Below are 14,579 nucleotides of genomic sequence, written 5' to 3' on the forward strand. Positions count from 1 at the left end.
CATTCGCCTGGATTGTTGGCCGTAAGGTCGACGCTGCGTTGACGGCAGTTGCAGGAAGACAATAGGACCATGGCACGCGGCAAGCTTCGGATCTATCTCGGTGCGGCACCGGGCGTGGGCAAGACCTACGCCATGCTCTCCGAGGCGCACCGGCGCGTGGAGCGGGGCACCGACTGCGTGGTCGCCTTCGTCGAGCACCACGCCCGGCAGCGCACCGAGGTGATGCTGCACGGCCTGGAGCAGATCCGGCGCAAGGAACTGGACTACCGGGGTGCCGTGTTCACGGAGATGGACGTGGACGCCGTACTGCACCGGGCCCCCGCCGTCGCCCTCGTGGACGAACTCGCCCACACCAACATCCCCGGCTCCCGCAACGCCAAGCGCTGGCAGGACGTGGAAGAGCTGCTGGCGGCCGGGATCGACGTGATCTCCACCGTCAACATCCAGCACCTCGAATCGCTCGGCGACGTCGTCGAGTCCATCACCGGCGTGCGCCAGCGCGAGACGGTGCCCGACGAGGTGGTACGGCGCGCGGACCAGATCGAGCTGGTCGACATGTCGCCCCAGGCGCTGCGCCGGCGCATGGCGCACGGCAACATCTACCAGTCGGACAAGGTCGACGCGGCCCTGTCCAACTACTTCCGGCCGGGCAACCTCACCGCCCTGCGCGAGCTGGCGCTGCTGTGGGTCGCCGACCGGGTCGACGAGTACCTGAAGCAGTACCGCAACGAGCACCGGGTCTCGGCGATCTGGGGCTCGCGGGAGCGGATCGTCGTCGGGCTCACGGGCGGACCGGAGGGACGGACGCTGATCCGGCGGGCCGCGCGGCTCGCCGAGAAGGGCGCAGGCGGCGAGGTGCTCGCCGTCTACATCTCCCGCAGCGACGGCCTGACCTCGGCCTCCCCGAAGGAACTCGCCGTCCAGCGCACCCTGGTCGAGGAGCTCGGCGGCACCTTCCACCACGTCGTCGGCGAGGACATCCCCGCCGCCCTGCTCGACTTCGCACGCGGCGTCAACGCCACCCAGATCGTGCTCGGCTCCTCGCGCCGCAAGGCCTGGCAGTACGTCCTCGGACCGGGCGTCGGCGCCACCGTCGCCCGCGAGTCCGGACCCGACCTGGACGTCCACATCGTCACCCACGGCGAGGCCGGCAAGGGACGCGGGCTGCCGGTGGCCCGGGGCGCCCGGCTCGGAAGGGGCCGGATCATCGCCGGCTGGCTGGTCGGCCTGGTCGGCCCGGCCGTCATGGCGGTGCTGCTCAACACCGTCGACCTCGGCCTCGCCAACGACATGCTGCTCTTCCTGACCCTGACGGTCGCGGCGGCGCTGCTCGGCGGGCTCTTCCCGGCGCTGGCCTCGGCGGCCTTCGGGTCGCTGCTGCTGAACTACTTCTACACCCCGCCCCTGCACCGGCTGACCATCGCCGACCCGAAGAACATCGTGGCCATCGTGATCTTCTTCGGGGTCGCGCTGTCCGTCGCCTCGGTCGTGGACCTCGCCGCCCGCCGCACCCACCAGGCGGCCCGGCTGCGCGCCGAGTCGGAGATCCTCTCCTTCCTGGCCGGCAACGTGCTGCGCGGCGAGACCAGCCTTGAGGAACTGCTCGAACGGGTCCGGGAGACCTTCGGCATGGAGTCCGCCGCCCTCCTGGAGCGGGCGAGCGACGTCGAGCCGTGGAGCTGTGCCGGGCGCGCGGGCTTCGGGCCCGCCCTGGAGCGGCCCGAGGACGGCGACGTGGACATGCCGATAGGCGACCACATGGCCCTCGCCCTGACCGGCCGGGTGCTGCCCGCCGAGGACCGCAGGGTGCTCGCCGCCTTCGCCGCCCAGGCGGTCGTCGTCCTGGACCGCAGGCGCCTCCAGGAGGAGGCCGAGCAGGCCCGCGCGCTCGCCGAGGGCAACCGGATCCGTACCGCCCTGCTGGCCGCCGTCAGCCATGATCTGCGCACCCCGCTCGCCGGCATCAAGGCGGCGGTGTCGTCGCTGCGCTCGGACGACGTGGAGTGGTCCGAGGAGGACCGGGCGGAGCTGCTGGAGGGCATCGAGGAGGGCGCCGACCGGCTGGACCACCTCGTCGGCAACCTGCTCGACATGTCCCGGCTCCAGACCGGCACCGTCACCCCGATCGTCCGCGAGACCGACCTCGACGAGGTGGTCCCGATGGCGCTGGTCGGGGTGCCGGACGCCAGCGTGGACCTCGACGTCCCCGAGACCCTGCCGATGGTCGAGGCCGACGCCGGGCTCCTGGAGCGGTCGGTGGCCAACCTGGTCGAGAACGCCGTCAAGTACAGCCCGGCCGACCGGCCCGTCCTGGTCTCCGCCAGCGCCATCGCGGACCGCGTGGAGGTCCGGATCGTGGACCGCGGGCCCGGCGTGCCCGACGAGGCCAAGGAACGCATATTCGAGCCCTTCCAGCGCTACGGCGACGCTCCGCGCGGCGCCGGGGTCGGCCTCGGGCTCGCGGTCGCCCGGGGCTTCGCGGAGGCGATGGGCGGCACCCTGAACGCCGAGGACACGCCCGGCGGCGGGCTCACCATGGTCCTCAGCCTCCGCGCGGCAGGATCGGTCACCGAAGCGGCGCAGGCCGTGGCAGAACCCTTGGCAGAACCGGAAAGGCAGGCCTCATGACCCGTGTGCTCGTGGTCGACGACGAGCCGCAGATCGTGCGCGCCCTCGTGATCAACCTCAAGGCGCGCAAGTACGAGGTCGACGCGGCCCCCGACGGCCGTACCGCCCTCGAACTGGCCGCCTCCCGCCACCCCGACGTGGTCGTCCTCGACCTCGGCCTGCCCGACATGGACGGCGTCGAGGTGATCAGGGGGCTGCGCGGCTGGACCCGGGTGCCCATCCTGGTCCTCTCCGCCCGGCACTCCTCCGACGAGAAGGTCGAGGCGCTCGACGCGGGCGCCGACGACTACGTCACCAAGCCCTTCGGCATGGACGAGCTGCTGGCCCGGCTGCGGGCCTCCGTACGCCGCGCCGAGCCCGTCGCGGGGGGCGGTGAGGACGACGTCCTGGTGGAGACCGAGGGGTTCGCCGTCGACCTGGCCGCGAAGAAGGTCAACCGGGCCGGCCGGGACGTCCGGCTCACCCCGACCGAGTGGCACCTGCTCGAGGTGCTGGTCCGCAACACCGGGCGGCTGGTCAGCCAGAAGCAGCTGCTGCAGGAGGTGTGGGGACCGTCGTACGGGACGGAGACCAACTACCTGCGCGTGTACATGGCACAGCTGCGCAGGAAGCTGGAGGCGGATCCCTCGCACCCGAAGCACTTCATCACGGAACCCGGAATGGGGTACCGGTTCGAGAAGTGAGCCGGTTCGACAAGTGAGGCGGGTCGCGAAGTGAGCTGGACTACGGCGGTGTCGGTGCGCCCCGGTACGCTTCAGACATGAGTGCTGTTCCTCGTTCCGAGAAGCCGGTCGGCCGGTTCCGGCGCATGCTCGACCGGCTCTCCTCGTCCCAGGAGGACCTGGAGTCGGAGGAGCTGCGCGAGGACGCCGACACCGCGGGCTGCATCCGGATCGGCGACTGCCACGACCGGCAGATCGTCACGGTAACTGGTACCTTGCGCACGGTCACTCTGCGGCCCCGCGCCGGAGTCCCGGCCCTGGAGGCCGAGCTGTTCGACGGCTCCGCCGCGCTGGACGTGGTGTGGCTCGGCAGGCGTTCCATCGTGGGCATAGAACCGGGACGCAGGCTGATCGCATCGGGCCGGATCTCGCTGAGCCGGGGCCGCCGGGTGCTGTTCAATCCCAAGTACGAACTGAGACCCCTCGGTAGGGAGTAGCCGGTGACGTCGCTCGACAAGCCGACCGAAGACACGCAGGCGGAGGACGCCCGGGCGGAGGACGCGCGGGCGGTGACCGAGGCCGCGCTCTTCGAGGCGTTCGGCGGTGTCCGGGGCATGGTCGAGACGGTCCTGCCCGGCCTGCTCTTCGTCACGATCTTCACCATCAACAAGGACCTGCACTGGTCGGCGATCGCCGCCCTCGCGGTCTCCGTGGTGCTGGTCGTGGTCCGCCTCGCCATGCGGGACACCGTCAAGCACGCCTTCAGCGGTGTCTTCGGCGTCGCCTTCGGTGTCGTCTTCGCGATGATGACCGGCAACGCCAAGGACTTCTACCTCCCCGGCATGCTCTACACGCTGGGCCTGGCGCTGGCGTACATCGTCACGACCCTGTGCGGGGTCCCGCTGATCGGCCTGATCCTCGGCCCGGTCTTCAAGGAGAACCTCTCCTGGCGCACCCGCAACCCCGGCCGCAAGAAGGCGTACGCCAAGGCCAGCTGGGCCTGGGGCCTGATCCTGCTCGCCAAGTGCGCGATCCTCTTCCCGCTGTACTGGTGGGCCAACACCGCCCAACTCGGCTGGGTGCTCGTCGCGTTGAAGATCCCGCCGTTCCTGCTCGCGGTCTGGCTCACCTGGGTGTTCCTGGCGAAGGCGCCGGCGCCGATCGACGTGTTCGCGGAGATGGAGGCGGCCGAGAAGGCGGCGGAGGAGAAGGCCGCCGGGGAAAAGGAAGCCGCGGCTGAGACTGCGGGTGCGCGGCACCGCCGCGAGGGGTGACCGCCCCCGGGGTTGTGCCCCCGGACCCTAAGACCTCGCCCGCCCACCACCCGACTCGGTGAGTCGAGAGGCGGGCGGGTTCGTTCCTGTCCGCGTCAGCTGTCCTCGCGCCGTACCGACAGCAGGTCCTCCAGCTGCTCCTCGCGGGCCTGGGCCGCCACGAACAGCAGCTCGTCGCCCGCTTCCAGGGAGTCCTCCTTGGAGGGGGTGAGGACCCGGGTGCCGCGGATGATCGTGACCAGGGAGGTGTCCTCGGGCCACTCCACGTCGCCGACCTGGGTGCCGGCCAGGGCCGACTCCTCGGGCAGCGTCAGCTCCACCAGGTTCGCGTCGCCGTGACTGAAGCGCAGCAGCCGGACCAGGTCGCCGACCGACACCGCCTCCTCCACCAGGGCCGACATCAGGCGCGGGGTGGAGACGGCGACGTCCACGCCCCAGGCCTCGTTGAACAGCCACTCGTTCTTGGGGTTGTTGACCCGGGCGACGACGCGCGGAACGCCGTACTCCGTCTTCGCGAGCAGCGAGACGACCAGGTTCACCTTGTCGTCGCCGGTCGCGGCGATCACGACGTTGCAGCGTTGCAGCGCCGCCTCGTCGAGGGAGGTGATCTCACAGGCGTCGGCCAGCAGCCACTCCGCCTGCGGGACCCGTTCCACCGAGATGGCGGTCGGGGCCTTGTCGATCAGCAGGACCTCGTGGCCGTTCTCCAGCAGCTCGCCCGCGATGGAGCGGCCGACGGCACCGGCCCCGGCAATGGCGACCCTCATCAGTGACCGCCCTCCTCTTCAGGACCCCCGGCGAAGGCGGCCTCGACCTTGTCGACGTCGTCCGTCCGCATCATCACGTGCACCAGGTCGCCCTCCTGCAGGACCGTCTGCGAGGTGGGCAGCATCGCCTCGCCGAGGCGGGTCAGGAACGCGACCCGGACCCCGGTCTCCTCCTGGAGCCTGCTGATCTTGTGGCCGACCCACTTCGGGGAGGCGTGCACCTCGGCGAGCTGGACCCCGCCGGTGGGGTCGCGCCACAGCGGCTCGGCGCCCGAGGGCAGCAGCCGGCGCAGCATCTGGTCGGCGGTCCAGCGGACCGTCGCCACGGTCGGGATGCCGAGGCGCTGGTAGACCTCGGCACGCCGGGGGTCGTAGATCCGGGCCGCCACGTTCTCCACCCCGAACATCTCGCGGGCGACCCGGGCGGAGATGATGTTCGAGTTGTCACCGCTGGAGACGGCGGCGAATGCGCCGGCCTCCTCGATGCCCGCCTCGCGCAGGGTGTCCTGGTCGAAGCCGACTCCGGTGACGCGGCGGCCGCCGAAGCCCGGGCCCAGCCTGCGGAAGGCGGTGGGGTCCTGGTCGATCACGGCGACCGTGTGCCCCTGTTGCTCCAGGGTCTGGGCGAGAGCGGAACCCACTCTGCCGCAGCCCATGATGACGATGTGCACGACCGTCCTTCCGGTGTTCAAAAGTTACTGCTCAGCCCCATCAGGTTCTCAGACCGAGGCCCAAGCTACACACGCACCGTCCCCGCCGGGCACCCCCGTGCCGCGCTCATCGCCGAGTGATGCTGCGCACGCTCCAGGCGGTGAGGATTCCGAGGCCGACGAGGGCGACCGTGGCACCGATCAGCTCTGCGGTCGCGGGCATGGGACCTCCGAAGTGCGAAGACAGGCGGGGTCTGCCATCTAGGCACGGATCGGGCGTAAGCTGCGGAATCCGCAGTTCCAGCCGTCACCTTTTTCACTCGGGAGGCAGATCCCGCACTGCGGCTGGAGACCTGCCAGGTGGAAGGCCTACGATCCTCTCTCGTGTCCAAACTGACCGACGTGCCCAAACGGATTCTGATCGGGCGCGCTCTGCGCAGTGACCGGCTGGGCGAAACGCTCCTGCCGAAGCGCATCGCACTCCCCGTCTTCGCCTCCGACCCGCTGTCCTCCGTCGCCTACGCGCCGGGGGAGGTCCTGCTGGTCCTGTCCATCGCGGGCGTGTCGGCGTACCACTTCAGCCCCTGGATCGCGGTCGCGGTCGTCGTGCTGATGTTCACGGTGGTCGCCTCCTACCGGCAGAACGTGCACGCCTACCCGAGCGGCGGCGGCGACTACGAGGTCGCCACCACCAACCTCGGCCCCAAGGCCGGCCTGACCGTCGCCAGCGCCCTGCTCGTCGACTACGTCCTGACCGTCGCCGTCTCCATCGCCTCCGGCATCGAGAACCTCGGCTCCGCGGTCCCCTTCGTCGTCGAGCACAAGGTGTTCTGCGCGGTCACCGTGATCGTGCTGCTGACGCTGATGAACCTGCGCGGCGTGAAGGAGTCCGGCAAGCTCTTCGCGATCCCGACGTACGTGTTCGTCGGCGGCGTCTTCATCATGATCGCGTGGGGTGCGTTCCGGGGCCTGGCCCTCGGGGACACGATGCGCGCCCCGACCGCGGACTACCACATCAAGGCCGAGCACCAGGGCCTGGCGGGCTTCGCCCTGGTCTTCCTCCTCCTGCGCGCCTTCTCCTCCGGCTGTGCCGCGCTCACCGGTGTCGAGGCGATCTCCAACGGCGTCCCGGCCTTCCGCAAGCCGAAGTCGAAGAACGCGGCGACCACGCTGGCCATGATGGGCCTGCTGGCCGTCACGATGTTCTGCGGCATCATCGCGCTCGCCGCGGTCACCAAGGTCCGCATGGCCGAGAACCCGGCCACCGACCTGCTCCACAACGGCGTCCCGATCGGGTCCGGCTACGTCCAGAACCCGGTGATCTCCCAGGTCGCCGAGGCGGTCTTCGGCAAGGGCAGCTTCCTGTTCATCGTGCTCGCCGCGGCCACCGCGCTCGTCCTCTTCCTGGCCGCGAACACGGCGTACAACGGCTTCCCGCTGCTCGGCTCGATCCTCGCCCAGGACCGCTACCTGCCACGCCAGCTGCACACCCGCGGCGACCGGCTGGCCTTCTCGAACGGCATCGTGCTCCTCGCCGGCGCCGCCGCCCTGCTGACGGTCATCTACGGCGCGGACTCGACCCGCCTGATCCAGCTGTACATCGTCGGCGTGTTCGTGTCCTTCACGCTCAGCCAGACCGGCATGGTCCGGCACTGGAACCGCCACCTTGCGGTGGAGAAGGACCAGGCCAAGCGCAGCCACATGATCCGCTCCCGCGCGATCAACGCGTTCGGCGCGTTCTTCACCGGCCTGGTGCTGGTCGTCGTGCTGGTCACGAAGTTCACCCACGGCGCCTGGGTGGCGCTGCTCGGCATGTGCATCTTCTACGCCACCATGACCGCGATCCGTAAGCACTACGACCGCGTCTCCGAGGAGATCTCCGCCCCCGAGGAGCCCGACGACGACCTCGTCCGTCCCTCCCGGGTCCACTCGGTCGTCCTGATCTCCAAGATCCACCGCCCCACCCTGCGCGCCCTGGCCTACGCCAGGCTGATGCGCTCGGACACCCTGGAGGCGCTCACCGTCAACGTCGACCCGGCCGAGACCAAGGCGCTGCGCGAGGAGTGGGAGCGGCGCGGGATAGACGTACCGCTGAAGGTCCTCGACTCGCCGTACCGCGAGATCACCCGGCCGATCATCGAGTACGTCAAGGGCCTGCGCGCCCAGTCCCCGCGGGACGCGGTCTCCGTGATCATCCCGGAGTACGTGGTCGGCCACTGGTACGAGCACATCCTGCACAACCAGAGCGCACTGCGGCTCAAGGGCCGGCTGCTCTTCACACCCGGCGTGATGGTGACGTCCGTGCCCTACCAGCTGGCCTCCTCCGAGGTGGCGAAGAACCGGGCCCGCAAGCGCCAGGAGTGGAACGCACCGGGTGCGGTCCGGCGTGGTCCGGCCGAGCACCGGCCCAAGGAGCACAGCGGGGGCTGACGGGTCGGGGGAGCGCGGGCGCACGGACGGGGAGGGTGCCGGTCTCCCTGCCCCCTCCGTGCGGCTCCTCCCGTGCGGGCCCCCCTTGCGGACCCCCCGTGTGGACACGGCAGGCATCGGCGACCCCGTAGACTGGTGGGCTGTCGTCGGCCCTCGCCCGGGCCGTTTCCCTCCCCGTTGATCTGGAGTCACCCCGCCATGCAGGCAGAACCGAAGAAATCGCTGGTGGGGACGGAGTACGAGGTCGAGGTCGGCCCGGTCGCGCACGGCGGGCACTGCATCGCCAGGACCGCCGAGGGCCAGGTGCTCTTCGTCCGGCACACGCTGCCCGGCGAGCGGGTCGTGGCCAAGGTGACCGAGGGCGAGGAGGGCGCCCGCTTCCTGCGCGCCGACGCGGTCGAGATCCTCGACGCGTCCAAGGACCGCGTCGAGGCCCCCTGCCCCTACGCCGGCCCCGGCCGCTGCGGCGGCTGCGACTGGCAGCACGCCAAGCCGGGCGCCCAGCGCCGCCTCAAGGGCGAGGTGATCGCCGAACAGCTCCAGCGACTCGCGGGCCTCACTCCCGAGGAGGCCGGCTGGGACGGCACGGTGATGCCCGCCGAGGGCGACAAGCTGCCGGCGGGCGAGGTGCCGCAGTGGCGGACGCGGGTGCAGTACGCCGTCGACGCCGACGGCAACGCGGGACTGCGCCGGCACCGCTCCCACGAGGTGGAGCCGATCGAGCACTGCATGATCGCGGCGCCGGGCGTCAGCGAGCTGGGCATCGAGGAGCGGGACTGGTCCGGCATGGCCGCGGTGGAGGCGATCGCCGCGACGGGCTCCCAGGACCGCATGGTCATCCTGGAACCGCGCCCGGGCGCCCGCCTCCCCCTGGTCGAGCTCGACAGGCCCGTCTCGGTCATGCGCGTCGACGAGCACGACGGGGGCATCCACCGCGTCCACGGCCGCGCCTTCGTCCGCGAGCGCGCCGACGGCCGCACCCACCGGGTCGGCAGCGGCGGCTTCTGGCAGGTCCACCCGAAGGCGGCGGACACCCTGGTCACGGCGGTCATGCAGGGCCTCCTCCCGCGCAAGGGCGAGATGGCGCTGGACCTCTACTGCGGCGTCGGCCTCTTCGCCGGCGCCCTCGCCGACCGCCTCGGCGAGAAGGGCGCGGTCCTCGGCATCGAGTCCGGCAAGCGCGCGGTGGAGGACGCCCGCCACAACCTCGCCGACTTCCCGCGGGTCCGCATCGAGCAGGGCAAGGTCGAGTCGGTCCTCCCGCGCACCGGCATCACGGAGGTCGACCTCATCGTCCTCGACCCACCCCGCGCGGGCGCCGGCCGCAGGACGGTGGAACACCTGGCCTCCCTGGACGCGCGGAGGATCGCCTACGTGGCCTGCGACCCCGCCGCACTGGCACGGGACCTGGCGTACTTCCGGGACGGGGGGTACCGGGTGCGGACGCTGCGGGCGTTCGACCTGTTTCCGATGACGTCGCACGTGGAGTGCGTGGCTATTCTGGAGCCCGCAGCAAAGGGTGTCTGACCTGCTGTTCTTCTGGTTTCCCAGGTTGCGTGCGGGTCGTGCCGACATGTTTCCGTAGGTCCACCGCGTGGAGCATGGTGCAGGTTCCTGCCGCATGTCTCACCTGCGGTTTCGCAGCGGGGGCGCGGGTCGGGAACGCTCTGCCTCAACTCCCTGAGGGCCGGGTTCGGCAAATGTCCTGACGCTCGTTCGACGCTGATTGTGACGGAGCGTGACGGTGTTGTCCCGGATCAGACAGCGCGGGTCAATCGCCAGCCGGCACGTCCTGTCGGGGAAAGGCGACGCGCCCCCGCACTCCGGGATGGCGGCAGCCGAGTGCGAGCCGGTGTCCGAAGCGAGCGAGGGCGGATCCCCGGGTGAGCTGGTTGCCGCAGTCTGCTCAGCCCTGAGCAGGACGGACTCTCGGCCACGGGGTTCGCTCACGCCGCCTCGGCGGGCGTGGGATACACCGCGGCGAGCATCCCGATCGCGAGGTCGCCGCCACCACGGCGGCGACCCGGGACCGTCAACGATGTCCTTGTGGAGGGGCGGGAGAAGCCGCACCGTGGGCTGTCGCGGCTTCACCCCTTCGTTTGTGGCAGGCCCCCTCAGGTACGGGTCCAGCGTTGGTTGTTGCCGTTCGAGCAGGAGTAGAGCTGGATCAGGGTGCCGTTGGCGGTGCCGCCCGAGACGGCGTCGAGGCAGAGGCCGGACTGGACGCCGACGATGGATCCGTCGGAGTTGAGGCGCCATTTCTGGTTGTCGCCGCCCCAGCAGCTGTAGATCTGGACTTTGGAACCGTTGCCTGTGCCGGCGGCGTCCAGGCATTTGTTGCCGTAGACCCTGAGCTCGCCGGCGTCGGTGTACGTCCACTGCTGGTTGGTGCCGCTGTGGCAGTCCCACAGCTGGAGCTGTGTGCCGTCGGTGGTGCCGGCTCCGGGCACGTCCAGGCAACGGCCCGAACCGACGCCCTTGATCTGTCCGCCATCCGCAGGGGGCGTCGTGGAGCCGCCGCCGTTGAGTGCGTTGAGGACGGCCGTGTAGGCAGGCTTCTTGCTGCCGTCGCCGTTGAACAGCAGCGGCGTGTCCCCCGATCGCCAGGAGTCGGTGTCGCGCACACCCCAGACGGTGATGCCGAGGCAGCGCGGGACGGCCAGGCAGTCGTTGGTCACGTTGGCGTAGGTCGAGGCCGAGGCGCCCTGGATGTCGAGTTCGGTGATGGCCACGTCGACGCCGAGGGCGGCGAAATTCTGCAGGGTGGTGCGGAAGTTGCTGTTGTAGGGGCTGCCGCTGTTGAAGTGCGACTGGAACCCGACGCAGTCGATCGGCACGCCGCGCTGCTTGAAGTCCCGGACCATGGCGTACACGGCCTGGGTCTTGGCCCAGGTCCAGTTCTCGATGTTGTAGTCGTTGTAGCAGAGCTTGGCCGCCGGGTCGGCGGCGCGCGCGGTGCGGAAGGCGACCTCGATCCAGTCGTTGCCCGTGCGTTGCAGGTTGGAGTCCCGCCGACCTCCCGAATCGCCGTCGGCGAAGGCCTCGTTCACGACGTCCCACTGGGCGATCTTGCCCTTGTAGTGGCCCATGACGCCGTTGATGTGGTCGATCATCGCTTGGCGCAGTGAGCTGCCGCTGAGGCTCTGCATCCAGCCGGGCTGCTGGGCGTACCAGGCCAGTGTGTGGCCACGCACCCGCTTGCCGTTCTGCACCGCCCAGTTGTAGACGCGGTCGCCGGCGCTGAAGTTGAACTGGCCCCGCTGTGGTTCGGTGGCGTCGATCTTCATCTCGTTCTCGGCCGTCACCATGTTGAACTCACGGCTTGCGATCGTCGTGTACGCCGAGTCGCCCAGCCTGCCTGAGGCGATGGCGGTGCCGAAGTAGCGGCCGCTCTGTGCCGCCGCGGCGCCAAGCGTGTTCTCGGCGGCGTGTGCGGTCGGCGGTGCGGCCAGTGTGGTGACCGCACCGAGGACGCCGACGAACAGCGCCAGCAGCAGGCTGCGGAGCTTCCGGCGGGTAACGGATCTGGGAAGGGCGTACGAGCCCATGACTGTGCCTCCGAGGTAGAAATCGCTGATCGACTGAAGCGCAGGGGATTGCGTCGTCCGGCCTCGTCCGGCAGACGGACGGGGCAGGTCGGAGCCCGGGCAGCACGGAATCACCGGACACCGCAGTCATGGGGACCGGGATGACGCCAACGGCGCGGGCGCCGCACCCGGTCGGCCGTCGGGCGACGTACGGCGGGCGGCGGGCGTGTTCCACGTCCCGATACGGGCATGGGGTTACTCCAGCGCGGCTCAGCCGGGGGACCGTCACACGGCGTCGCATGCCTCTCCAACTGCGGGAAGAGCCAGGATGCGCGGGTGCGAACCTCACCGGAACGAAACGGGATGGCGCGGGTGATCTGGTGCGCGGGTCTGCCGTGCAGCTGGTCGCTGATCTGCCGTGCAACATGGATTGCCCAGGCCCGTGCAGCTCGGAATCTCGAACCAGGTCCGGTTTCTCAGACAGGGATGATTGAGGCGTGACCGTGGATCGTCAATACCCCGAACCGAAGTAATTTCCGACTGTTCCACGAAACTTTCGGTTATCCGGTAAGCGGACGACGGCCCCCGGTGGTGGCGTCGGCGCGCGGATTTCGTTGTCAGGGACGTTTCAGTCAGGGTCGACCGAGTGTCTGCATCGTCCGCACGTCGCTCCCTTCCGGGGGCAAGTCGCTTACGAGCCGGCCATTTGATGATGTGGCGTGCACTGGTCGGCGCGCGGTGGTTGCGAATGTTTCGGCGTTTGAGGCGATGCATGCGAGAGGTATTGACGACGTTCACCGGTTCTCTATCATCGGGTTGCTCGATCGTTCGACCTTTGTTCGGCATGACGAACACTTGGAGCCGCTCCATCGCGCAGTAGGGCCATGCCGGGCTGCACCGCCTGAAGTCGGAATCGCAAGGGCCATGCCGCATGTGCAGGTAACGGTTGCATATGTAACGGTTGCATATGTCATGGACTAATCAACTTCCCGTCCGCTGCGGTGCGCGTGGACTGCTGCACACCGCACCACGCCGACAGTCCGGCCAGCCTCTGGCGAGGCAAACCGGAACCGCCTACTCAGGGTCTAGGGAGTATCCATGCGCAGAGGAAGTTCCAGCCGCAGGCATACGTCAGTGGTGCTCGCCGCCGTGGTCGCGGCCCTGGCCGCGTTGGCGGCGATGCTCGTCGCCGCCCCGGCTCAGGCGGCCTCCAGCGGCGCCTTGCGCGGTGTTGGTTCCGGCCGGTGTCTCGATGTGCCGGGCGCCAGCCAGACCGACGGCACGTATCTGCAGATCTATGACTGCTGGGGCGGGACCAACCAGCAGTGGACGTTGACTGACAGCAACCAGCTCACCGTGTACGGCAACAAGTGCCTGGATGTTCCGGGCCACGCCACCACGGCCGGTACCCGGGTGCAGATCTGGACCTGCTCCGGCGGCGCGAACCAGCAGTGGCGGGTGAACTCCGACGGCACTGTCGTCGGCGTGGAGTCCGGGCTGTGCCTGGAGGTCACGGGCTCCGGTACGGCCAACGGCACAGCGGCGCAGATCTGGACGTGCAACGGGGGCAGCAACCAGAAGTGGACCGGCCTGTCCGGGACGACCCCGCCGGGGGGCGGCACGTGTTCTCTGCCGTCGACGTACCGGTGGACGTCGACGGGTGCGCTGGCGCAGCCGGCGAACGGGTGGGTCTCGCTGAAGGACTTCACCGACGTGACGTACAACGGCAAGCACCTGGTCTACGCGTCGAACGTGTCGGGGTCGTCGTACGGCTCGATGATGTTCAGCCCCTTCACGAACTGGTCGGACATGGCGTCGGCCGGCCAGACCGGGATGAGCCAGTCCGCGGTGGCTCCCACGCTGTTCTACTTCGCACCCAAGAAGATCTGGGTGCTGGCGTACCAGTGGGGTGCATGGCCCTTCATCTACCGCACGTCGAGCGACCCCACCAACCCCAACGGCTGGTCCGCGCCGCAGCCGCTGTTCACCGGCAGCATCCCGGGCGCCGCCCCGATCGACCAGACCCTGATCGCCGACGACCAGAACATGTACCTGTTCTTCGCCGGTGACAACGGCAACATCTATCGGGCGAGCATGCCGATCGGGAACTTCCCGGGCAGCTTCGGCTCGTCGTACACGACGGTCATGAGCGACACAGTGAAGAACCTGTTCGAGGCGCCACAGGTCTACAAGGTCCAGGGCCAGAACCAGTACCTCATGATCGTCGAGGCTCGGGGCGCGAACGAGCAGCGCTACTTCCGCTCCTTCACGGCCTCCAGCCTGAACGGTTCGTGGACCCCGCAGGCGGCCACTGAGAGCAACCCCTTCGCGGGCAAGGCCAACAGCGGCGCCACCTGGACCAACGACATCAGCCACGGTGACCTGGTCCGCAACAACCCCGACCAGACCATGACCATCGACCCCTGCAACCTGCAGCTCCTCTACCAGGGCAAGTCCCCCACCGCGACCGGCCCTTACGACCAACTGCCCTGGCGGCCGGCTGTCCTCACCCTGCAGCGCTGAACCGGCCTGTGTACCTCGCCGACGGCCGGCCTCACCCAGATCGGGCCGGCCGTCGCCTTTGCCGCCATGAAGCAGCGCCGGGGAAGCCGATGAACCGCCAACGAGCGCCGAGCCGGAC

Annotated in this window: 10 protein-coding genes; 7 read left to right on the forward strand and 3 right to left on the reverse strand. The window is 69.6% G+C overall.

Annotated features, from left to right (window positions below; genetic code table 11):
- The first annotated feature begins 69 nt into the window (after positions 1-69).
- From ACFY0P_RS20170 to ACFY0P_RS20185, 4 genes are all read left to right on the forward strand, one after another.
- On the forward strand, positions 70-2,628 hold the full coding sequence (locus ACFY0P_RS20170) for an ATP-binding protein (RefSeq protein WP_388914533.1): 2,559 nt from the start codon (positions 70-72) through the stop codon (positions 2,626-2,628).
- Positions 2,625-3,311 carry a response regulator gene (locus tag ACFY0P_RS20175; RefSeq protein ID WP_388914536.1) on the forward strand — a complete coding sequence of 229 codons (687 nt, stop codon included), beginning with the start codon at positions 2,625-2,627 and terminating at the stop codon, positions 3,309-3,311. Before ACFY0P_RS20170 ends, ACFY0P_RS20175 begins: the two co-directional genes overlap by 4 nt.
- 77 nt (positions 3,312-3,388) lie before the next feature.
- Complete coding sequence (locus ACFY0P_RS20180) at positions 3,389-3,787, forward strand: OB-fold nucleic acid binding domain-containing protein (RefSeq protein ID WP_388914539.1); 399 nt, start codon at positions 3,389-3,391, stop codon at positions 3,785-3,787.
- Between the two features lie 3 nt (positions 3,788-3,790).
- The gene (locus ACFY0P_RS20185) at positions 3,791-4,564 is read left to right on the forward strand and encodes a DUF3159 domain-containing protein (RefSeq protein ID WP_388914542.1); all 774 of its coding nucleotides are present in this window, start codon (positions 3,791-3,793) and stop codon (positions 4,562-4,564) included.
- Positions 4,565-4,659: 95 nt separating this feature from the next.
- Here ACFY0P_RS20185 and ACFY0P_RS20190 read toward each other — a convergent pair whose 3' ends face one another.
- Complete coding sequence (locus ACFY0P_RS20190) at positions 4,660-5,331, reverse strand: TrkA family potassium uptake protein (protein ID WP_351491936.1); 672 nt, start codon at positions 5,329-5,331, stop codon at positions 4,660-4,662.
- On the reverse strand, positions 5,331-6,002 hold the full coding sequence (locus tag ACFY0P_RS20195) for a TrkA family potassium uptake protein (protein ID WP_293992737.1): 672 nt from the start codon (positions 6,000-6,002) through the stop codon (positions 5,331-5,333). The genes ACFY0P_RS20190 and ACFY0P_RS20195 overlap by 1 nt, the downstream gene beginning before the upstream one ends.
- A gap of 363 nt (positions 6,003-6,365) precedes the next feature.
- Here ACFY0P_RS20195 and ACFY0P_RS20200 point away from each other — a divergent pair, with 363 nt between their 5' ends.
- Positions 6,366-8,411 carry an APC family permease gene (locus ACFY0P_RS20200; protein WP_388914546.1) on the forward strand — a complete coding sequence of 682 codons (2,046 nt, stop codon included), beginning with the start codon at positions 6,366-6,368 and terminating at the stop codon, positions 8,409-8,411.
- A gap of 198 nt (positions 8,412-8,609) precedes the next feature.
- A complete protein-coding gene (locus ACFY0P_RS20205) occupies positions 8,610-9,938 on the forward strand; it encodes a class I SAM-dependent RNA methyltransferase (RefSeq protein ID WP_388914549.1) in 1,329 nt (442 codons plus the stop codon).
- A gap of 587 nt (positions 9,939-10,525) precedes the next feature.
- On the opposite strand, the gene ACFY0P_RS20210 is transcribed toward ACFY0P_RS20205, so the two are convergent.
- Positions 10,526-11,959: an endo-1,4-beta-xylanase gene (locus ACFY0P_RS20210; RefSeq protein ID WP_388914552.1), complete on the reverse strand. Its 1,434-nt coding sequence runs from the start codon at positions 11,957-11,959 to the stop codon at positions 10,526-10,528.
- Between the two features lie 1,077 nt (positions 11,960-13,036).
- Here ACFY0P_RS20210 and ACFY0P_RS20215 point away from each other — a divergent pair.
- The gene (locus tag ACFY0P_RS20215; protein ID WP_388914555.1) at positions 13,037-14,461 is read left to right on the forward strand and encodes a non-reducing end alpha-L-arabinofuranosidase family hydrolase; all 1,425 of its coding nucleotides are present in this window, start codon (positions 13,037-13,039) and stop codon (positions 14,459-14,461) included.
- The last annotated feature ends 118 nt before the right edge of the window (positions 14,462-14,579 follow it).

The sequence above is a fragment of the Streptomyces sp. NPDC001714 genome, assembly GCF_042892755.1.
GTDB lineage: Bacteria > Actinomycetota > Actinomycetes > Streptomycetales > Streptomycetaceae > Streptomyces.